Below are 20,758 nucleotides of genomic sequence, written 5' to 3'. Positions count from 1 at the left end.
GGAGGTTCGTGGACGCAGGGGAGGCGCGGAGCGAGTCCCCCCGGACTCGCTCCGCACCGCCTCGTCGCGCGGCTTCGCGCTGCCGCTCCCCCCGACTCCCCGGCAGCCCCGCCGTTCCCCCCTGGCAGCACCCTCCGGCGAGAGCGGTCCGCACAGGCCCCGGCGAGCCCCCACCCCCGGGGACGTCGTTGGTATCACGGTAACAAACCGCGTGGTTGGTTTGTCAATAGTGGGATCCACGAAAAATCCACAAACGTGACGGTCGGTCCGTAAGGTCCCGCCAGGCGCTGGACCAGCGGGTTGAGGCCCGGCAGGACGCCCGGCGACCCTTCGGCGGGCGCGCGACGGGCTCCGGTGCGGGCGGCAGGCCGTGCGGCGGGCCGCGCTGGAATCCGACATTCCGAGCATCATGGCAGCACGCAGTGACACCGCGCGAGCGCTGAGCGCAGCGGATGCGTCCTGTGGTGCTATGGCAGGCTGATGCGGAGTGAGTTCACCGGCGGGACGGCCCGGCCGTACGTGAGGGCCCGTCAGCGCAGCAGTCGGCGCTCCTTGGCCACGGCCACCGCGCCGGACCGGGTGTCCACCCCCAACTTGTCGTAGATCCGGCCGAGATGGGTCTTCACGGTGGCCTCGCTGATGAACAGTGCCCGGGCGATCTCCCGGTTGCCCAGCCCCTGCCCCAGCTGCGCGAGGATGTCCTGCTCGCGCTCGGTGAGCTGCGGTGCGGGCGCCCGCATCTGCGCCATCACCCGGGAGGCGACCGGCGGCGAGAGCACCGTACGGCCCCGGGCGGCGGCGTGCACGGCGGCGAACAACTCCTCCGGCCGCTCGGCCTTCAGCAGGTAGCCGGTGGCGCCCGCGGCGATCGCCCGGGTGATGTCGGCGTCGGTGTCGTAGGTGGTGAGCACGAGCACGTGCGGACCGCCCGGCGCGGCGGTGATCCGCCGGGTGGCCTCCACCCCGTCGATGCCGTCGCCGAGTTGGAGGTCCATCAGCACCACCTGCGGCGCCAGCCCGGCGGCCAGCGCGACCGCCTCCTCCCCGGTGCTCGCCTCGCCGACCACCTCGATGTCGCCCGCGCTGGCGAGCAGCGCCAGCAGGCCGGCCCGGACCACCGCGTGGTCGTCGCAGACCAGCAGCCGGACGGGGGCGGGTCCGGTTCGTTCGCTCATCGGTGCTCCAGGGGGATCGCGGCGGAGACGACGGTGCCCTCGCCGGGGGTGCTCTCCACGGTCAGCGTGCCACCGAACTGCCGCAGCCGGGCGCGCATCGCGGGCAGCCCGTACCCGCGGCCGCCGGCCGACCCGACCGCGCCCGGGTCGAAGCCCCGCCCGTCGTCGGCGACGTCCAGGACGGCCTGGTCGCCGAGGTAGGACAGGGTGATCGCCACGGCCGACGCACCGGCGTGCTCCCGGACGTTGGCCAGCGCGCCCTGGGCGATCCGCAGCAGCGCGGACTGCGCGGCGGCGGGCAGCGGGACGGGCGTGCCGTCCAGGTGGAAGCGGACCGGCAGACCGCTCTCGGCGGCCTCCCGTCCGGCGAGCGCGCGCAGCGCCTGGTCGAGCGGACGGCCGTCGGCGAGTTCGGCCGGTGCGAGGTCGTGGACGAAGCGGCGGGCCTCGGCCAGGTTGCGGGCCGCCACCTCGGCGGCGGTCCGGACGTGGGTGTGGGCGGTCGTCGGCTCGGTGTCCCAGGTGCGCTCGGCGGCCTGCAACAGCATCTGCTGGCTGGACAGCCCCTGGGCCAGGGTGTCGTGGATCTCCATGGCGAGCCGCTCGCGCTCCGCGTGGGTGCCCTCCCGCCGTTCGGTGGCGGCGAGTTCGCGCCGGGTGCGGACCAGGTCGGTGATCAGGGCGCGCTGCCGGGCGTCCTGCCGGTCCATGAAGAGGAACACGCCGGTGGCGAGCGCGGCCACCGCGAACGGCAGCAGGACGAGAGTGGCGTCCGCCCCGCCGGCCAGCCGGAGCTCGGCGATCACCACCAGCAGCGTCAGGGCCGCCACGAGCGGGATCGCCGCCCGCGCGGGGAGCGTGCGCAGCGCGGTGTAGACCAGCGGGACGGCGCACCAGGCGAAGCTCGGCGCGAGCAGCACCAGCACCACCCAGAGCGCGACCACCAGGGCCAGCGGCCACCGGCGCCGACGCGGAACCCGGTCGCCGGGCGCAGCTTCAGCCCCGGGCGTGGGCGCGGGCGCTGGTGGCGGTGGCGGGTGGCAGTGCGCGAGCCAGGAGCCGGCCGGCTGGGCGAGGGCGAGGGCGATGCTGAGCCCGATCACCCAGGGGATCCGGGGGTTGCCGGGATGGTGGGTGAGGTAGCGGCTGAGCGAGGCGGCGAGCAGCAGCAGGAAGGCGGAGTCGAGCAGCACCGCCAGGCGGCCCGCGTCCGGGTCGCCGGCGTCGTGACCGGCGGCGGGGCGGGGCTGCTGCACGGGTGGCTCCTGGCTGGACGGGCGATCGGCACCTGGGCGCCTCGGTGGGCGGTCGGCATCCGGACGGGCACCGGCCGCCTCGACCGCGTGCCCGGTGCGCCCGGTGCGCCCGGCGCACCGACCTGCACCGATCTCTCGATGGTGGCCCGGTCGGCCTGGTCCCGCATCAGCCGATCGGTTGACGGGGTTGTCCTCCATCATGCCCGCGCGGTCGCGCCGGAGCGTCGATGTGGCGAGCCTCGCCCCGGCCGGAGGATCGGGGTGGAGCCGGGCGGACCCCCCGCCGCCCGGCGGCCCCGATCCCGTTCGCCGATCCGCTGAGGAGCTGGACCATGAAGAAGATCTCCGTGCGCACCCGGGTGCTGACCGGCACCCTCGCCGCCGCCGCGCTCGCCGCCACCGTGGGCGCCGTCTCGGCCAGCGCCGAGACCTCCGGGACCCCGGCCGCGCCGGCCGCGGTGAAGGTCGACACCCAGAACAAGAACCTCGCCCAGAGCACCGGCCTGACCATCGACGCCGCGACCCGCGCCGCCCAGGCCACCCTGGACGCGGCGGCCAAGGCCGGCCAGCACGTCTCGGTCGCGGTCGTCGACCGGGACGGTGTCACCCGGGTGCTGCTCAAGGGCGACGGTGCCGGCCCGCAGTCTCCGGAGTCGGCGCAGCGCAAGGCGTTCACGGCGGTCTCCTGGAACGCGCCGACCTCGGAGCTGACCAAGCGGCTGGCCCAGGCCCCGACCCTCAAGGACATCCCGGGCACGCTGTTCCTGGCCGGCGGCGCCCCGGTGCAGTCCAAGGGCGCCCCGGTCGCGGCGATCGGTGTCGCGGGCGCGCCGAGCGGCGACCTGGACGAGCAGTTCGCGCAGGCGGGTGTCGCCGTACTGGCGAAGTGATCCCCTGGCCGGTTGCCCGTCCCCTGATGCGCGGGGCGGGCCGACCGGCCAGGATGGGCGGTATGCCGACGATGACCGATGACCAGTGGCGGGCGTTCCTCTCCGAGGGCACCCGCACCGCCAAGCTCGCCACCACCCGGGCCGACGGCCGTCCGCACGTCGCGCCGGTCTGGTTCCTGCTGGACGGCGACGAGCTCGTCTTCAACACCGGTGCGGGCACCGTCAAGGGCCGCACCCTGGCCCGCGACGGCCGGGTGATGATCTGCGTGGACGACGACCGGCCGCCCTTCGCGTACGTTCTCGTGCAGGGCACCGCCCGGCTGAGCGAGGACCTGGCCGAGGTGCGCGCCTGGGCCACCCGGATCGCCGCCCGGTACATGGGGGAGGACGTCGCGGAGCAGTACGGGGCCCGGAACGGCGTGCCGGGGGAACTGCTCGTTCGGGTGAAGATCGAGAAGGTCTCCGCAGAACACGGGGTGGCCCTCTGAAAAGCCGGTGCCGCTGTCAGTGGTGCATGGCAGGCTTCCCGGTATGACGGCGTGGACCCTCAACGACATCGAACGTGCGATCCGCTCCTCCTGGGGTGTCGACACCTGTGCGCCCGAGGATCTGGCCCACTGGCGTCCCGACAATCCCGCCCGCGGCCAGTGCGGGGTGACGGCGATGGTGGTGCACGACCTGCTCGGCGGCGAGCTGATGATGGGCGAGGTGCACGTCGGCGGGGTCCGGACGGATCTGCACTGGTGGAACCGCTTCGCCACCGGCATCGAGATCGACCTCACCCGCGAGCAGTTCGGGCCGGACGAACTGGTCGGCCCCGGCCGTCCGGTCGCCCGCCCGGCCCGCCCCGGCCGGCTCCAGGCCCAGTACGAGCTGCTGAGCCGCCGGGTGGTCACCGAGCTGGAGCGCGGCCGCGTCCGGCTGCCGGAGCGCGCCTGCGCGTGAGTCCGTCCAGTACGCAGGAGGCCACCGCCTCCTGACGTACAGTCATCCGCAGATGCGGTGACAGTGACGGTGACGGCGACGGGAGTGCGGGATGACCGGGGCGACGATCGGCTTCGTGGGGCTGGGTGCGATGGGGCGGGGCATGGCCGGCAGCCTGCTGCGGGCCGGCCACGCCGTCCGGGTCTGGAACCGCTCGCCCGAGCCGGTGGCCGCCCTGGTGGCCGAGGGCGCCGAGGCGGCGGGCACGCTCGCCGAGGTGTACGCCGCCGACACCGTGGTCTCCATGCTCGCCAACGACGAGGCGGTCGAACGGCTGCTGCTCGACCCCGCCCTGCTCGCGGGCGCCGCGACGACCCTGCACGTCAACATGGCCAGCATCTCCGTCGGACTCGCCGAGCGCGCCGAGGCACTGCACGCCGAGCACGGCATCGGCTACCTGGCCGCCCCGGTCCTCGGCCGTCCGCCGGTCGCGGCGGCCGGCCGGTTGAACATCCTGACCGCCGGCGCGCCGGAGCTGCTGGCCCGCGCGGAGCCGCTGTTCGCCGCGATGGGGGAGCACACCTGGCACTTCGGTGCGAGCCCGCGACAGGCCAACACCGCCAAGATCAGCACCAACTTCCTGCTGGCCTGCGCGATCGAGTCGATGGCCGAGGCGTGCAGCCTGGCCGAGGCCCACGGCGTCCGGCCGACCGATCTGGTCGAGATGTTCACCGGCACGCTGTTCCCGGGGCCGGTCTACTCCGGCTACGGCGCGATGGTGGCCGAACGCCGCTACGAGCCGGCCGGGTTCAGGCTGCCGCTGGGCCTCAAGGACGTCGGCCTGGCCCTGGAGGCCGGGGCCGCGCGGAACGTCCCGCTCCCGTTCGGCGGCATCCTGCGGGACGCCTTCCTGGACGCGCTGGCCCACGGTGACGCGGACAAGGACTGGGCGGCGGTCGCGGCCGTCGCCCGGCGCCGGGCCGGCCTGCCCGCCTGAGCGAACTCCCGGGCGAACTCCCGGGCGCCGGACGTGGAACAACCGGGGGGCGGGGGGTGCTCGCACCTCCATCCGCACCACCGACCGGGGGAGTCCCGATGGCCGACCAGCCGACGGGCGCCGAGGCGCCGCGCACCTTTCTGTTCCTCAACGCCAGTGCGCGGGCCGGCGGCAACTCCGAGCAACTCGCCCGGCTGGCCGCCGAGGCGAGCCTGCCGGCCGGGTCGGAGCAGCGCTGGCTGCGGCTGAGCGAGCACCCGCTGCCGCCCTTCGAGGACCTGCGGCACGTCGAGGGAGGCCGCCACCCCGAGCCGGTCGGCCACGAACGGACCTTGCTGGACGCCACGTTGGCGGCCACCGACCTGGTCTTCGTCGCACCGCTGTACTGGTACTCGCTGCCGACCAGCGCGAAGCTCTACCTCGACCACTGGTCGTCCTGGCTCCGGCAGCCAGGGGCTGACTTCCGTGCCCGGATGCGCGGCGGCACCATCTGGGGCGTCACCGCCCTCGCCACCGAGGACGACAAGGCCGAACCGCTGATCGGCACGCTCCGGCTGACGGCCGAGTACATGGGGATGCGCTGGGGCGGCGCGCTGCTCGGCAACGGCACCCGCCCCGGGGACGTGCTGCGCGACGAGCGGGCGCTGATCGCGGCCAAGTCCTTCTTCGCGGGCTGAGCCCGCGCACCCGTTCCGGCGGGCGCTCACGCGGACGTTGACGCGGACGTTCACGCGGACGTTCGCACGGATGTGCACGCCGGCGCTCACGTGGACGTCCGCAGGGCGTTCGCACCGGCGCGCGCAAGGCGTTCGCACCGACCCTCACAGGACATTCACCCGGGCATTCGCCGGACGTTCACACGACCGATCGCTTCACGCCACGCGAGGCGGTGCGATACGGTCCCCCGGGCGTGTACCCGTCACTCTCCGGTCATCTTTCTGCAAAGCGCAAAAGCCTTACCGCAGGACGGAATTGGGCGATTCGGGCACTCCCGTCCCGTGAGCGGTCCCCAGCGTGACACCCGCCTTCCGGAGTGGCCGGATCCTTCGGTAATCTCCGTCGGACTTTCAAGCTTCGCGAGGGGTCAGAGGCGTCCACGGCCGCCCGCCCCGCCGCGCCCCGGGCCTCGCCCGGACTCTTCCGTGAGGTCTCCCTTGCCCATACGTCGCAGTCTTGCCCTTGCCGGCGTCGCCGCGCTCGCGTCCTCGCTCGTGCTGTCCGGCGCCCAGGGCGCCATGGCCGTCGGCACCACCGGTTCCCCGTCCGCCGCCGCCCAGGCGGCCGGCAAGGCCTCCCACCAGAGCCTCGACCTCTCGGTGAACGGCGTGCCCGGCACCTTCATCGCCGGCGGCGACGCCCGCGACTTCACCTTCAAGATCGACAACTCGACGAAGCACGACTTCCTCTTCCTCCCGCTGCTCAAGTTCAAGAACAAGGCGGGCTCGCTCAAGGCGAAGGACCTCAAGGTCCAGTACCAGCTGCCCGGCGGCCAGTGGCAGACCGGTTCGGTCGCCGCCGACGGCGGCGAGGACAAGGACAAGTCCGTCCTCACCCTGCTCGGTGCCCTCGGCCAGGACGGCAACCCCACCGACGACGACCTGCTCGTCGTGAACCGCGGCAAGAGCTTCTCGATCAAGGTCCGGGTCTCCTTCACCTCGGAGGCGCCGCTCGGCCGGGCCGGCGTCGTCCCGGTGGTGTTCTCCGCCGAGCTCGACGACGAGACCCACGCGCCGGTCGACGGGGGCCACCTCAGCTGCGACGGCGTCCGCGGCGCGGGCTTCGTGATCAAGGCGGGCGGCGGCGGCAAGCCGAGCCCGACCATCAGCCCGAGCCACACCGGCAAGCCCAGCCCGACCGCGAGTACCTCGCCGACGGCCTCCCACTCGGCGACCGCCTCCACCTCGCCGACGGCCTCCCACTCGGCGACCGCGAGCACGTCGCCGACCGCCTCCACCTCCGCCACGGCCACCCCCTCCACCTCGGCCACCCCGAGCGCCGAGCCGACCACACCGTCGCCGTCGGTCCCGCCGACCACCCCGACCACCCCGACCACGGGCGAGCCGTCCGGCTCCGCCTCCGCGTCGACCTCCGCCCCGGCCCCGGCCGACGGCAACGGCGACACCGCCGGCCCGATCGACTTCCCGGTGGCCGTCCCGACCCTCACCCCGCCGCCGCTCACCCCGGCCGCCGTCACCAAGGCCAAGGCCGCCGCCGACAACGGGGACAAGGCCCTGGCCCAGACCGGTGGCGGTGACGACACCACCGCCATCGCCGTGGCCGGCGGCGCCGTGCTGCTCGCCGGTGTCGGCACCCTCGTGGTGCTGCGCCGCCGCAAGTCGGCCCAGCAGGGCTGACCGCGGCCGCAAGGCACGCTCCAGCCGTTACACCGAGGCGGTACCCGCCTGACAACCGCCCGCGCCGCCCGGCCGTCCGTTCGACGGACCTCCGGGCGGCGCGGGCGGGATACCTTCGTCACATAGGATGTCCGGCCGGAGGGGGGCGGAACCGGCGGGGAGAGGGACAGGTGCGGGGATCACGCACGGCACGGACGGCCACCGACTACGAGTCGGCGACCGGGCGGATCGCGGGGCTGCCGCTGCGCAGACACCACGTTCTGCTGGTGGCCTGGACGGTGCTCTGGTTCTTCCTGGTCGAGCCCAGCGGCGGCTTCTCCTGGCACTACCTGCGCCAGGGTGAGCAGCTGCTCTTCAGCGACCACCCGGACGGCGGGCTGGCGCTCTACGCCCACCACCCGGAGCTGCAGATCGGCCCGGTCAGCCTGGCCGTGGCCCGGCTCACGGCCCCGTTCTCGGCCCACACCGGCCAGCTGATCGCCGAGGCGGCGATGTCCGGGCTCGGCCTGGTGATGCTGGTCCTGATCGGTCGCACCGCCGCCCTGTACTACCTGGGCACCGGCACCAACCACCGCCGGCTCCAGCAGCGCCTGCTGATCGCCGGACTGGCGTTCATCCCGATGTGGGTCGAGGTCTCGGTCCGATTCGCGCACCTGGACGACGTCCTGGCGCTGTTCTTCACCACCCTCGCCGCGCACGCCCTGGCCCGCGGCAAGCCCACCATGGTCGGTGTCTACCTGGCGCTGGCGGTGGACTCCAAGCCCTGGGCGATCGCCTTCGCCCCGCTGATCCTGGCGCTGCCCAGGCCCGCCTGGCTGCGCAGCGCGATCTGGTTCGTCGGACTGGTGGCGATCGCCTGGCTGCCGTTCTACCTGGGCAATCTGGACACCCTGGCCGCCGCCAAGTTCACCATCCCCAACCAGCCGGCCTCCGCACTGCGCTGGTTCGGGGTGACCGACCCGGCCACCCCCTGGTGGGACCGTCCGACCCAGTTCGCCCTCGGCCTCGGCCTCGGCACCATCGCGGTCTGGCGCGGCCGCTGGCCGGCCGTGGTGCTGCTCGGCGCGGACGCCCGGATCCTGCTCGATCCGAGCGTCTACACCTACTACACGGCCTCGATCCTGCTCGGCACCCTGCTCTGGGACGCGGTCGGGCAGAAGCGGCTCGTCCCGTGGTGGAGTTGGATAGCGCTGGCCGCGCTGTACGGCGGGACGCTGTTCATCCCGTCCGACGCGGGCCGCGGCTTCGTCCGGCTGGCCTTCGTGGTGGTCTCCGCCGCGTACGTGCTGTTCTGGCCCACCCAGCAGACGCGCCGCCCGCGGTCCCCGGCGGACGGCGAGGGGCGGCGCCGTTCCTCCCGGCGGCGCGAGCGCGTGCTGACCGGCACCGGAGCCTGACCGGCACCGGCACCGGCCCCGGCCCCGGCCCCGGAGCCCGAGCCTGACCGGGGCCCTCCCTCCCGAGGACGGCTTGACCCTCACGCGGCGTGAGAGCGGAGGCTGGTGGTCAGCACGAAGGGAGGACCCGGATGAGCAGCGAGGGCTACTCGGTCGGAGCCGTGGCCAAGATCGCCAAGGTGACCGTCCGCACCCTGCACCACTACGACGAGATCGGCCTGTTGTCCCCCGCGGGCCGCACCCGGACCGGCTACCGCCGCTACCAGGACGCCGACCTCGACCGGTTGCAGCAGATCCTCTTCTACCGCGAACTCGGGTTCCCCCTGGAAGGGATCGCGGCGATCCTGGACGACGACTCGGTCAGTCCGAGCGAGCACCTCCGTCGGCAGCACCGACTGCTGACCGACCGGATCAGGCACCTCCAGGACCTCGCCACAGCCGTCGAACACGCCATGGAGGCACGAAGAATGGGCATTCAGCTGAGCCCGGAGGAGAAGTTCGAGATCTTCGGCGAGGGCTACCAGGAGGAGTGGGAGCAGGAGGCCGAACAGCGCTGGGGCGACACCGCGGCCTGGGCCGAGTCGCAGCGCCGCACCGGCGGCTACGCCAAGGCCGACTGGCAGCGGATCCAGGCGGAGATGGCCGACCTCAACACCCGCCTGGTCGAGGCGCTCACCGCCGGCGAACCCGCCGACGGCGCCGCCGCCACGGACCTCGCCGAGGCGCACCGGCAGCACATCTGCCAGAACTTCTACGACTGCACGTTCACCATCCACCGCGGCCTGGCCGGGCTGTACGTCTCGGACCCGAGGTGGACCACCACCTACGAGAACCTCGCCCCGGGCCTGGCGCAGTGGCTGCACGACGCCATCCTCGCCAACGCGGACCGGCACGAGAAGGCATAGTCGCCGCCGGATGCCGGATGCCGGATTCCGGGCCACGTGGCCGGGGGGGCTACGCGACCCCGCGCCCGAAGGAGCGCCGGTAGGCGGTCGGGGAGGTGCGCATCACCCGGCCGAAGTGGTGGCGGAAGGTCGCGGCGCTCTCGAAGCCGACCGCCGCCGCGATCTCTTCCACCGTCCCCTCCGGTGACTCCAGCAACGGCAGGCTGGCCGCGATGCGCTGGGTGACGACCCAGCGCATCGGGCTGGTGCCGTTGCGGGCCGTGAAGTGCCGCAGGTACGAGCGGTCCGACATCCGGGCGGCGCGGGCCAGCAGCGAGATGGTCAGCGGGGACGCCAGGTGGCCCATCGCCCACTGCATGCTGCGGGCGACCCCGTCGTCCTCCTCCTCGACCGGGCGGACGGCGGCCTCGATGAACTGGGCCTGCCCGCCGTCCCGGTGCGGCGCCACCACGAAGCGGCGGGCCACGCTGTTGGCCACCTTGGCGCCGTGGTCGCGGCGGACCAGGTGCAGGCAGAGGTCGATCCCGGCGGCGCTGCCCGCGCTGGTGAGCACGTTCCCGTTGTCGACGTACAGCACGTCCGGGTTGACCCGCACGTCCGGGTGGCGCTGCTGGAGCAGGTCGGCGTACCGCCAGTGGGTGGTCGCCTCCCGCCCGTCGAGCAGTCCGGCGGCGGCCAGCGCGAAGGCGCCCGAGCAGATCGAGACGATCCGGGCGCCGCGCTCGTGCGCCGTCCGCAGCGCGGCGACCAGCCCGGGGGAGACCGCGCCGCCGAACGCGTTCGGCACCCCGGGGACCACCACCGTGTCGGCCGAGGCCAGTTCGTCCAGCCCGTGCCGGGCGGTCAGCGCGAACCCGCCCACCGCGTCCAGCGCCGTCCCGGGCCGGTCGGCGCACACCTTCAGCCCGTACCAGGGCGCTGCCAGCAGGCCGCCCAGTTCGGGCCGGGCCAGTCCGAACACCTCCACCACCACGCCGAGTTCGAACGGCGCCATGCCCGCGAAGGCGTACACCGCGACGTGGTGCACCGGTTCCGGGCGGGGGCCGATGACGACGGGCACCGGGCCCGGCCCGGTGCCGACCGGGCCCTCGACGTGCTGCTCGGTCATGCGGACCCCCTGCTGACGGGTGGCGGGATGGCGGTGAGTGTAGCCGTTCCGGCCGGCCGGGAATCTTCCTCGGATCCACCTGCAACCTCCACCCCGGCCACACGTCCATTGGTACGGGGGCGGAGAGAGGCGGGCCGAGGGCGGCTGTCAGGATCTCCCCGGTCACGATCTTGATCAGGAGTCCTGACGGTCCGGCGAGAGCCGCCACCGTCCCGGGGGAAAGCGGAAACGCGCATGTCCATGGCCATCGGGCCGATCGCCGGGCCGACGAGGGGGCGCGGTTTCTCCGTTCGCGGAGTGGTCGCCGTGCTGTTCGGCGCGCAGGAGACCGGCGAGGTGCCCGCCGGCCCGGGCGACGAGCAGGCGGCGCAGCGCCGCTCCGGCTTCCGGCTGCTGCGCGGCGGGCGCAAGCCCACGGAGGACCGGCCCACCCTGACCGACCTGTACCACGTCCACCGGCTGGGCCTGGTGCGGATGGCCGTCCTCCTGGTCGACCACCAGGACCTGGCCGAGGACGTCGTCCAGGAGGCCTTCACCCAGCTCTACCAGCGGTACGGCGAGCACCTGGACGACCTCGACAACGCGCTCGGCTACCTGCGCACCGCGGTGGTCAACGGCGCCCGGTCGATGCTGCGCCGCCGGAAGACCGCCCGCGAGTACGTCCCGCCGCACGAGCCCGACGCCGCCTCCGCGGAGGACCACGCGGTGCTCAACGACGAGCACCGACGGGTGCTCGCGGCCATGCAGGAGCTGACCTCCCGCCAGCGCGAGGTACTGGTGCTGCGCTACTGGTCCGACCTGTCGGAGGCGCGGATCGCCGAGGCCCTGGGGCTGTCCCGGGGCGCCGTGAAGTCCACCGCCAGCCGGGCCCTGGACGCCTTGGAAAAGCATCTGGAGAAGGTTCGATGACCGACAAGCTCCCCGGCCGCGAGAGCGGAGGCCGAGACGGTGACGGGCCGGCCGAGACGGCGACCGAACGGCTGCTGCGCGAGGCGATGAACGCCCGCGCCTCGCTGATCACCGCGCACGACCTGCGCCCGGCGCAACCGCCGCGCGGCCGGGTGCGGCGATTGCGCCCGGTCTACCTGACCGCCGTGCCGGTCTTCGCGCTGGCCGCCTCCCTGGCGATCGGCCTGCTCACCTTCCACGGCGACCCGCTGGCCAGGAAGGACGTCCCCCCACCGGCCGCCACCATGACGACCTCGCCGAGCCCGACCCCCGAGCCGACCGCCGCCCCGACCCCCACGGCCACCTCGCCGGACACCGGCAGCCCCGCCGCCGACCCGGAGACCGGGGCCCCCCTCTCCGACCCGACGTCGGCCGGCACCCGGACGACGGCGCCGCCCACCACCCCCGCCACCACACCGGCCACCACCGCGCCGGCCGGGACGACCTACCCCTTCCGGGGCGTCAGGTTCAAGATCCCGCCAGGTTGGCGGGCCGTCAATCCGGATCCTTCCGCCAACATCCTCTGCATCCTGAGCCCGAGCGCTCCGCAGGACGCGACGGCCGGGGACTGCCTGCCGCACGGCGTGCTTCTGACGGTCACGGACCAGGAGTCGCAGCTCTGGCCGAGGCTGCCCGACCTGGATTCCGAGAGCGGCTGGTCCACGCAGCCCTGGTGCCCGGCGTGGTCCTACTCCCCCACGCTCACCAGGAACGGACAGATCGACAGTGTCGGCCCGACCAGGAGCACACCCACCGTGGCAGGCCGTGCCGCACGCAAGTCGCAGTGGCAGATCAACTGCGGCGGCGACGCCTTCACGGCCCAGATGTGGGCCCTGCCGAAGGACTTCGTGTCCGTCTCGGCGATCGGCCTCAAGGCCGACTACCAGCCCGGACTGATGACGATCGTCAACACCCTCGACCTGAGCGGCCGCCAGGCGCCGCCGGTGAAGTACCACGAGAACGACATCGATATCACCGTGGGCGGCTTCACGGGCGTTCAGGAGCTGAAGGCGGGAAGTCCGGCCGTCACCTTCTCGGTGACCTACAAGAACAACAGTCCGACGAATTTCGCCCAGGTGGAGCCCTTGGTCTACACCGAGTGGCCCGTGGACACGCCGGTGGATGTGGTGTCGCTGAACGCGGGCAAGCTCGAGCGTCTCGACGGTGCCACCTGGAAGGAAAAGCCGCTCACGCGAGGAAGCGCGATGGACTACGCGATGGCGGATCCCGAGTCGCTCTTCCCCCTGGCTCCAGGGCAGAGCCGAACGGTCAAGTACCGGATGACGATCGATGCCGGACACGGCCTCGGGCCACTGTGGGTGATGACGCGGGCCGTCCTTCCCTACGCGGGAGGAACCCTCACGGGTCTCGGCAACGAGGTTGTCTCGCTCAAGATCACCAAGTGACACGGGGGCCCGGCCTCCCCGCCACGGGGAGGCCGGGCCCCCGGAGGGTGGCTCAGGCCAGCGAGGCCAGCGAGGCCATCCAGGCCTCGACCTCGTCGGCGCGGCGCGGCAGGCCGGCCGAGAGGTTCTCGTTGCCGTCGGCGGTGACCAGGATGTCGTCCTCGATCCGGACGCCGATGCCGCGGTACTCCTGCGGCACGGTCAGGTCGTCCTGCTGGAAGTACAGGCCGGGCTCGACGGTGAGGACCATGCCGGGCACCAGCAGCGCGTCGGCGTGCTCCTCGCGGCGCGAGTGGGCGCAGTCGTGGACGTCGAGGCCGAGCATGTGGCCGGTGCCGTGCAGGGTCCAGCGGCGCTGGAGGCCCAGCTCCAGGACCTTCTCGACGTCGTAGGCCGAGGCGTCCAGCAGGCCCCAGGCGAGCAGGCGCTCGGCGAGCACGCGCTGCGAGGCGTCGTGGAAGTCGCGGAAGCGGGCGCCGGGCTTCACCGCGGCGATGCCGGCCTCCTGGGCGTCGTACACGGCGTCGTAGATCTTGCGCTGGAGGTCGTTGAAGCGGCCGTCGATCGGCAGGGTGCGGGTGACGTCGGCGGTGTAGAGGGTGTGGGTCTCGACGCCGGCGTCCAGCAGCAGCAGCTCGCCGGGGCGGACGTCGCCGTCGTTGCGGACCCAGTGCAGCGTGGTGGCGTGCGGGCCGGCGGCGGCGATGGTGCCGTAGCCGACGTCGTTGCCCTCGACCCGGGCGCGGCGCCAGAAGGTGCCCTCGATCCAGCGCTCGGAGGTGGCGACGGCCTGGCCGAGCTCGCGGACCACGTCGGTGAAGCCGTTGACGGTGGCGTCGCAGGCGGCGCGCAGCTCGCCGACCTCCCACTCGTCCTTGACCAGCCGCAGGCCGCTCAGGAACTCCTTGAACTCGGCGTCCCGGTCGGCGTCCAGCACGTCGGCCAGGGTGTCCTCCAGGCCGGCGTCGTAGCCGCGGACGATCCGGGTGGGCACCGCGGAGTCCTTGGTGCGCCCGGCCAGTTCCTCGGCGGCCTTGCGCACGTCGCGCGCCGGCAGGCCGAGCAGCTGCTCCTGCTCGCCCAGGCTGTTCCGGCGGCCGACCCACAGCTCGCCGTAGCCGTCCAGCCAGAACTCGCCGTTCTCGCGGTCGGAGCGGGGCAGCAGGTAGAGGGCGAACTCGTGGCCGGCGTCGCCGGTGGGCTCGGCGACGAGCACGGCGTCCTCGGTCTGGTCGCCGGTGAGGTGCACGTACTCGCTGGCGGCGCGGAAGCTGTAGTCGGTGTCGTTGGAGCGCACCCGCAGGTTGCCGGCCGGGACGACCAGCCGCTCGCCGGGGTAGGCGGCGGAGAGCCGGGCGCGGCGCTCGGCCGCGTACGGGGCCTGGGCGACCGGGACGAGGCCGTGCAGCTCGGTGTCGGCCCAGCCGGTCTTCATCGAGGCGGCCAGCTCGTCGGAGACCTCGCCGTACAGGCCGTTCTTGCGGCCCTTGAACTGCTGCGGCTCGTCGCCGCCGTCGGCTTCGGGGTTCTCGGCCACTGCGGGCGTGCGGTCCTCGGTCACGTGTAACGCCTCCTTGGGGTGGTACCGCCGCCCCTCGGGGGAGTGTCGGATCGCGACACGCGCGGGCGGCCGTGCGTCCATGGTACGGACGCCCGGCCGCTCGCCCGTTCGGGGTCGGGACGACTGTTCGGGGCGGCTATTCGAAGCGGGCCGCGAGCAGCAGCAGGTCGTCGGTGGCCGGTCCGGGTCCGGGGTCGGGGCAGACGGCCAGCAGGTGGGCGCAGAGCCGGTCCGGGTCGATCCGCACGTCGCGCGGGGCGTCGGCGGCGGCCCGGCGCAGGTTGGCCTGGCCGGCGTGCAGGGTCGGGCCGCAGCGGCGGGCCAGCCCCTCGGTGTAGAGCAGCAGGGTGTCGCCGCGGTCGGCGGTGAGCTCGACGCCGGGGGCCTCCCAGCAGGCCAGCATGCCGAGCGGGGCGGAGAGCGAGGTCTCCACGAACTCGGCGCCGTGCCGGCCGACCAGGACGGGCGGGCAGTGGCCGGCGCCGGCCAGGGTGATCCGGCGCTCCTCGGGTTCCACCCAGGCGTAGACGGCGGTGGCGGTGCGGGCCGGCTCGGTGGTCTTGAGCAGGAGTTCCAGGTCGCCGAGGACGGAGACCGGGTCCTCGCCCTCCAGGACGGCGTAGGCGCGCAGCGCGGCCCGGATCCTGCCCATCGCGGCGGCCGCGCCGGGGGCGGAGCCGGGGCCCGCGCCGGGGCCGTCGCCGGAGACGGAGCCGACGGTGAGGCCGACGGTGCCGTCCGGCAGCGGGATGGCGTCGTACCAGTCGCTGCCGCAGGAGCGGTCCAGGCCGGCCGGGAGCATCCGGGCGGCCAGCCGCAGGCCGGCGGGCTGGGGGAGCCGGTCGGGCAGCAGGCCGCGGCGCAGCGCCTCGGTGGTGCGCCGGACCTTGTCCGCCTCCAGCTGTTTGGCGAGCAGCGGGGCGGCGATCGCGGCGTAGCGGTGGGCGAGCTCGCGCTGGCGCTCGGTGGGTTCGGCGGGCTCGTCGTAGAACCAGAGGGCGGCGGCGAGCGGGCCGTCCTCCTCGGTGGCGAGCGGCAGGCCGTAGCAGCCGCCGAGGCCGAGCTGGGTGGCGAGTTCGCGCAGCCGGGCGCCGGTGGCCGGGTCCTCGGCGAGGTCGGGGGAGTGCAGCCGTTCGGGCCGGTCCTGTTCGCGCAGCAGCCTGGCGAGCAGGCTCTGCTCGGGCGGGACGGTCTCCAGCGCGCCGAGGCTGGCGCGGTCGAGGCCGAGGCCGACGGGCTGGCCGGGCCTGCCGCCGGGCATCCGGGTGACCAGGACGCCGCGTCGGGCGCCGAGCAGGGCGGCGCCGGAGGCGAGGACGGTGTCCAGGGTGGCGGCGAGGCCGCGGGCGCGGGCGAGCTGTTCGGTGTGCCGGTGCAGGCTGGCGAAATCGGACAGTCGTCCGGCCAAACGGTCCTGCACTCCGGCGGCCGGTGCCGTGCGGACGTCCGCCGCGCCGTCCTGCGCGTCGGCGGGGCCGGGGAAGCCCGGTGGGTCGAGGACGGTCAGCCCGCCGGCGCTGCCGGGCTCGCCCGGCTCGGAGGGTGTCGATGACGACGGGTGGGACTCGGTCATGCCGCCACTCCTGACGTGCTACGTGCCATGCGGAACCCCCAGGTACGGCCGGTGTGGAGCGATGACGGCCAAAGGGCGCGTTTCGCCTCGATTCGCTACTACTCGTCATTGATCGACAGCAATGCCACCACTTCTACACAGGCCATTTGGGGCATGTCCAGATCCAGGACGACGCGGTGGCCTGTTCCACATCCGCGAGACCCGGTCGGGGGGCGCGTACGGCCTGGGCGCGCGCCGGTCCGGTCGGGAGGCATGGAGGGGACCGGGAGCGGGCAGAACGGAGGGGACGGACCCGGCGGCCGTCCGGATCGTATGCCCGCGCCGCCCGGGACCCGGGCTGGCCGGAAGTCTCTCACTCGTACGGTGGAACCAAGCGCGCCCGGGCGGCGTCCATCCGGTCGCATACGGGATTCTCGTTCCAGGGGCTGTTTCAGTGCGCGGCCCTTCTCATGTCGTGCTCCACACCGTGATCCACGTCGTCGCCGCGCCGCCCGCCATGCCGCCCGCCCCCCTTCGCGCCGCCGGGGCCGTGCCACCGCGGGTCCGCGTGACGAGTCCCGGCGGTGCCGACGGGCCGGAGCGAACCGAGCGGTCAGGGAAAGGAACGAGCGCCATGCGTGAGAACCCGAAAGATCCGTGTCCGCCCGCCACTCCCCACCACCCCGTCCAGGACGACGTCGCACGTCAGCGCCCTGCCCGGCTCGCCGCGGCCCTGACGGCCGCCGTCGACCACCGCTGGCCCGTGGTGCCCGGGGCCGTCCTGCGCGGCGGTCAGTGCTCCTGCGGCGACCAGGACTGCGTCGTGCCGGGCGCGCACCCGCACGACCCGTCGCTGCTGGCCGCCACCACGGACGCCCGGATGGTGCGCTGGTGGTGGGAGCGGCAGAGCCCGGACGCTCCGGTGCTGGCCGCCACCGGTTCGGTGGTCTCGGCGGTCAGCCTGCCGGCGGCGGCCGGGGCCCGGGCGCTGGTCTACCTGGGCGCGCTGCGGCTGCCGCTCGGTCCGGTGCTGGCGATGCCGGGCCGGTACGCGCTGCTGGTGGCCCCGTACTCGCTGGACGCGCTCGGCGAGATGCTCTCTCAACTCCCTTGGGTGCCAGGCTCGTTGCGCTATCACGGGGTGGACGGCTTCCTGCCGCTGCCGCCCGGTGGAGCGGCTGGCCGGGTGCGTTGGGTGCTGGCCCCGCGCGCGGACGCCGACGGCGGGGTGTGGCTGCCGCAGGTCGGGCCGCTGCTGGGCGAGTTGGTGGAGGCGACGGTCCGGCTGGACAGCGGTCGCTCGGCGTACTGATCCGCCGGTCCGTTCCCGGGCCGCTCGTCGGGGCCCCGCGGAAAACAAAAGATCCGGCCGCTGGCGACGGGGGATGCACCAGCGGCCGGACTCTTTAGACAGTAACAAGGATCCGCGCCCGCGCCAATTTCCAAGACGCCCTGCCAGCCCGGAAATTGCGGCTTCATGGCGACAATGTGACGCGTATCACCCGGATCCCGGGCGCTTTAGTTCAAGGTGACCTGACGGTTCACCAGGTTCGCGCGGGCGCGCCGCTCCTCGGCGGTCAACGGGGTCTCGTCGGCGAGCACCGAGGCCAGCCGCTCGGCGAACTCGGCGGCCGGCTTCTCGCAGTCGGCGGCGGTCATGGCGAGCGGGAGGTCCCAGACCGGGACGGTCAGGCCGTGCGCGCGGAACGAGCCGACCAGGCGGGTGTCCGGGCCGAGCGAGGACTGGTCGGCGGCGCTGAGCCGGGCCAGCGCGTCCAGCAGCCGCTCCTCGGGCACGGTCATCACCCAGCGCAGGTGGTTCTTGTCGGGGGTGCCGCACCAGTAGGCGGCGTCGGCGCTCGCCAGCTTCTCGGTCGGGATGGCCGAGGCGTTGGCGCGCTCCAGGGAGGCGGCGACCTCGCCGGTCGCGGTCTCGGCGTCCTCCAGCCAGAACTCGAAGCCGGTGTGCACGGCGGGCGTGAACGCGGCGGTGACGTCCAGCAGGTCCTGGAGCCGGCGTCCGCCCGCCTCGGTCCGGCGGGACGGCACCGGGTTGCCCGGCTCGGTGGCCAGCGCCAGCTCCAGGGCGTCCGCGAGGTCGCGGCTGAGGTCGCCGGAGGAGGACTGGGTCTGCAGGCCGAGCAGGATGGAGCCGTCCTGGCGGCGCAGGGCCGGCCAGGCCAGCGGCAGCACGGTGGCCAGGGTCACCGACGGGACCTCGCCGGTGGCGCCCTCGGCCACCCCGGCGGCCAGCGTCAGCGGCACCGTGGCGGCGGGCACCAGCTCGCGCAGCGCGACCCAGTCGGCCTCGCCCGACAGGCCCTCGAACGGGCGGTGCACCAGCTCCTGCACCGCGTGCGAGGCCTCCCGGCCGTGACAGGCCTTGTACCGGCGGCCCGAACCGCAGGGGCAGTTCTCGCGGGCCCCCACCACGGGGACCTCGCCCGCGACGGCGGTGGTGGACTGACGCTGCGGCGCCTTCTTGGCGGCCTTCTTGCCCATGGTGCGGCTCTCCCGGGAACGGTGGTCCTTTGCTCCGGGCAGCCTACTGACGTTCCCCCGGCGCGCGGGCACACGCCGGGCGGACGGGTGGGGAGCGCGCGTCGGTTCAGGCGCTGCGGGCGTCACCACCGGTGCGCCGGGCGTGCCGGGCCCGGGCGGGCAGCGCCGCCCAGACCGTCACCTCGCCGGGCGCGTCGCGCACGCCCCAGTCGCTGGCCAGCTGGTCGACGATGTTCAGGCCGCGACCGCCGCGCGAGGTCAGCGAGGGGCCGGCGGGCAGCGGCCGGGTGGTCGCGCCGCCGTCGGTGACCTCCAGGGTGAGCACGCCGTCGGCGTGCAGCTGCCAGCGGACCAGCACGCCGCCGTCCGTTCCGCTCCCGTGCTCCTCGCGCTCCCGGCCGCCCGTGGCGGAATGCGCCCCGGAGGGGACGCCGACCAGCAGTTGGTCCACCACCTCGGCCCGGGCGCCGCGCCCCAGGGCCCGCAGCGGGCCGAGCGGACGGGCGTACCGACAGGCGTTGCTCAGCAGTTCGGAAAGGATCAGTACGGCATCATCAACGACCGGCTCCGGTATCTCCCGGTCGCCGAGATCTCGACGCAGTCGGCGCCGTGCGACCCCGACACTCGCCGGGCCGTGCGGCACTGCCATGGTCGATGAAGCCGGCACTTCACGCGCCACCATCAACGCCACCCCCGGACCTCCTTCAGCGTATGCCGAGGGAGAGATGCCCCTTGGTAATGCGTCGGAAACGACCGCCGGACGATCCCGCGAGGACATTTCAAGCGATTGCGACCGAGGGTGGACCTGAGGTCATTCCGTGCTCACCGTGCGTCGCCCCGGCGCATGAATTCCGGCAATAACGGGCCCGGAAGGTTTGACTGCCGACCAGAACGATCAGGTTGTGTCCGGGCTTTGCGGGTGGATTTGCGGGCGGCCCGCCGTCCGACGCCGGATCACCGGCCGAGCTGCGCCAGGACCTCGGCGGGCCGGTTGGTGATGATCGCGGACACCCCGAGCTCCAGGCACAGTTCCACGTCGGCCGGTTCGTCCACGGTCCACACGTGCACCTCGTGCCCCAGCTCGCGCAGCCGCGTCACCAGCTGCGGGCGGGCCCGCACCAGGTCGATGCCCGGTCCGGCGATCCGAGCCCCGCCCGGCAGCGGGGAGCCCGGGCGCAGCCGGCCGAGCAGCGGCAGGGTCCGTTCGAACAGGAACACCCGCCGGTACTCCGGCGCCGAGGCCGCCACCCGGTTCAGCCCCACCGAGGAGAAGCTCATGATCCGGGCCGAAGGGCGCTCGCCCTCCCGGCTCGCGCCGATCTTGAAGCGTTCGAGCGTCCGCAGCAGTTCGGCCTCCACCCGGCCGCGGTAGCGCACCGGGTGCTTGGTCTCGATCGCCAGGTCCACCGGGCGGCCGCAGTCCACCACCAGCTCCAGCAGCCGCTCCAGCCGCAGCACGCCGCGCAGCTCGGGGTCGGTGCTGGGGCGGCCGGTCTTCCAGGCGCCGAAGTCGTACGCCTCCAGCTCGGCCAGCGTCATCGCCGAGACGGTGCCCTGGCCGTTGGAGACCCGGCCGATCCGGCGGTCGTGCACGCAGACCAGCTCGCCGTCGGCGGTCAGCCGGACGTCGCACTCGACCGCGTCCGCGCCCTCGTCGAGCGCGCGCCGGTACGCCGCCAGGGTGTGCTCGGGCAGGGCGTGCGAGGAACCGCGGTGGGCGATCACCTGGACGGGCGGCGTGGTGCGCGCCGCCGTCGAGGACGGGTCTGTGCTGGTCACGGGC

Annotated in this window: 19 protein-coding genes; 11 read left to right on the top strand and 8 right to left on the bottom strand. The window is 73.9% G+C overall.

Annotated elements, in window-relative coordinates:
- Positions 1–530: 530 nt before the first annotated feature.
- A complete protein-coding gene (locus tag AB0P03_RS05135; RefSeq protein WP_363619468.1) occupies positions 531–1,175 on the bottom strand; it encodes a response regulator transcription factor in 645 nt (214 codons plus the stop codon).
- Complete coding sequence (locus AB0P03_RS05130; protein ID WP_363627865.1) at positions 1,172–2,431, bottom strand: sensor histidine kinase; 1,260 nt, start codon at positions 2,429–2,431, stop codon at positions 1,172–1,174. Before AB0P03_RS05130 ends, AB0P03_RS05135 begins: the two co-directional genes overlap by 4 nt.
- Before the next feature lie 332 nt (positions 2,432–2,763).
- Here AB0P03_RS05130 and AB0P03_RS05125 point away from each other — a divergent pair, with 332 nt between their 5' ends.
- From AB0P03_RS05125 to AB0P03_RS05090, 8 genes are all read left to right on the top strand, one after another.
- The gene (locus tag AB0P03_RS05125) at positions 2,764–3,321 is read left to right on the top strand and encodes a heme-binding protein (protein WP_363627864.1); all 558 of its coding nucleotides are present in this window, start codon (positions 2,764–2,766) and stop codon (positions 3,319–3,321) included.
- 71 nt (positions 3,322–3,392) lie between these two features.
- A complete protein-coding gene (locus tag AB0P03_RS05120) occupies positions 3,393–3,809 on the top strand; it encodes a PPOX class F420-dependent oxidoreductase (protein WP_107453052.1) in 417 nt (138 codons plus the stop codon).
- Between the two features lie 43 nt (positions 3,810–3,852).
- Positions 3,853–4,266, top strand: coding sequence for a hypothetical protein (locus AB0P03_RS05115; RefSeq protein ID WP_363579795.1), 414 nt, complete (start codon positions 3,853–3,855; stop codon positions 4,264–4,266).
- A gap of 91 nt (positions 4,267–4,357) precedes the next feature.
- On the top strand, positions 4,358–5,242 hold the full coding sequence (locus AB0P03_RS05110) for an NAD(P)-dependent oxidoreductase (RefSeq protein ID WP_363627863.1): 885 nt from the start codon (positions 4,358–4,360) through the stop codon (positions 5,240–5,242).
- 98 nt (positions 5,243–5,340) lie between these two features.
- Complete coding sequence (locus tag AB0P03_RS05105) at positions 5,341–5,919, top strand: NAD(P)H-dependent oxidoreductase (protein WP_363579793.1); 579 nt, start codon at positions 5,341–5,343, stop codon at positions 5,917–5,919.
- Between the two features lie 477 nt (positions 5,920–6,396).
- Positions 6,397–7,596 (top strand): LPXTG cell wall anchor domain-containing protein, encoded by a 1,200-nt coding sequence (locus tag AB0P03_RS05100; RefSeq protein ID WP_363627862.1) that lies wholly within the window; start codon positions 6,397–6,399, stop codon positions 7,594–7,596.
- Positions 7,597–7,832: 236 nt separating this feature from the next.
- Entirely contained in the window at positions 7,833–8,993 is a 1,161-nt protein-coding gene (locus AB0P03_RS05095) for a hypothetical protein (protein ID WP_363579931.1), read from the top strand.
- Between the two features lie 131 nt (positions 8,994–9,124).
- Positions 9,125–9,898: a MerR family transcriptional regulator gene (locus AB0P03_RS05090; RefSeq protein ID WP_363627861.1), complete on the top strand. Its 774-nt coding sequence runs from the start codon at positions 9,125–9,127 to the stop codon at positions 9,896–9,898.
- Positions 9,899–9,947: 49 nt separating this feature from the next.
- Here AB0P03_RS05090 and AB0P03_RS05085 read toward each other — a convergent pair whose 3' ends face one another.
- Positions 9,948–11,006, bottom strand: coding sequence for a helix-turn-helix domain-containing protein (locus AB0P03_RS05085; RefSeq protein ID WP_363627860.1), 1,059 nt, complete (start codon positions 11,004–11,006; stop codon positions 9,948–9,950).
- 234 nt (positions 11,007–11,240) lie between these two features.
- Between AB0P03_RS05085 and AB0P03_RS05080 the strand changes: the two genes are divergently transcribed.
- Entirely contained in the window at positions 11,241–11,915 is a 675-nt protein-coding gene (locus AB0P03_RS05080; RefSeq protein WP_363627859.1) for a SigE family RNA polymerase sigma factor, read from the top strand.
- Positions 11,912–13,360: a hypothetical protein gene (locus tag AB0P03_RS05075; protein WP_363627858.1), complete on the top strand. Its 1,449-nt coding sequence runs from the start codon at positions 11,912–11,914 to the stop codon at positions 13,358–13,360. The genes AB0P03_RS05080 and AB0P03_RS05075 overlap by 4 nt, the downstream gene beginning before the upstream one ends.
- A 52-nt stretch (positions 13,361–13,412) precedes the next feature.
- Here the strand turns inward: AB0P03_RS05075 and AB0P03_RS05070 are convergent, their stop codons facing one another.
- Both AB0P03_RS05070 and AB0P03_RS05065 read right to left on the bottom strand, forming a co-directional pair.
- Positions 13,413–14,921 (bottom strand): aminopeptidase P family protein, encoded by a 1,509-nt coding sequence (locus AB0P03_RS05070; RefSeq protein ID WP_363627857.1) that lies wholly within the window; start codon positions 14,919–14,921, stop codon positions 13,413–13,415.
- Positions 14,922–15,057: 136 nt separating this feature from the next.
- Complete coding sequence (locus tag AB0P03_RS05065; protein WP_363627856.1) at positions 15,058–16,494, bottom strand: PP2C family protein-serine/threonine phosphatase; 1,437 nt, start codon at positions 16,492–16,494, stop codon at positions 15,058–15,060.
- Between the two features lie 613 nt (positions 16,495–17,107).
- Here AB0P03_RS05065 and AB0P03_RS05060 point away from each other — a divergent pair.
- A complete protein-coding gene (locus tag AB0P03_RS05060; RefSeq protein ID WP_363579785.1) occupies positions 17,108–17,785 on the top strand; it encodes a bifunctional DNA primase/polymerase in 678 nt (225 codons plus the stop codon).
- A 206-nt stretch (positions 17,786–17,991) separates the two neighbouring features.
- Here the strand turns inward: AB0P03_RS05060 and AB0P03_RS05055 are convergent, their stop codons facing one another.
- The 3 genes from AB0P03_RS05055 to AB0P03_RS05045 all read right to left on the bottom strand — a co-directional run bounded on the left by AB0P03_RS05055 (position 17,992) and on the right by AB0P03_RS05045 (position 20,754).
- Positions 17,992–18,975 carry a DUF5926 family protein gene (locus AB0P03_RS05055; RefSeq protein ID WP_363579784.1) on the bottom strand — a complete coding sequence of 328 codons (984 nt, stop codon included), beginning with the start codon at positions 18,973–18,975 and terminating at the stop codon, positions 17,992–17,994.
- Positions 18,976–19,081: 106 nt separating this feature from the next.
- Entirely contained in the window at positions 19,082–19,624 is a 543-nt protein-coding gene (locus AB0P03_RS05050) for an ATP-binding protein (protein ID WP_363579783.1), read from the bottom strand.
- Between the two features lie 305 nt (positions 19,625–19,929).
- Positions 19,930–20,754, bottom strand: a complete 825-nt coding sequence (locus AB0P03_RS05045; protein ID WP_363627855.1) for a glycerophosphodiester phosphodiesterase family protein — start codon at positions 20,752–20,754, stop codon at positions 19,930–19,932.
- Positions 20,755–20,758 lie beyond the last annotated feature (4 nt).

This window comes from Kitasatospora sp. NPDC088779, assembly GCF_040685395.1.
Taxonomy (GTDB): Bacteria; Actinomycetota; Actinomycetes; order Streptomycetales; family Streptomycetaceae; genus Kitasatospora.
Note: the sequence above shows the minus strand (reverse complement) of the source record. Positions and strands in the feature narration are given on the sequence as shown.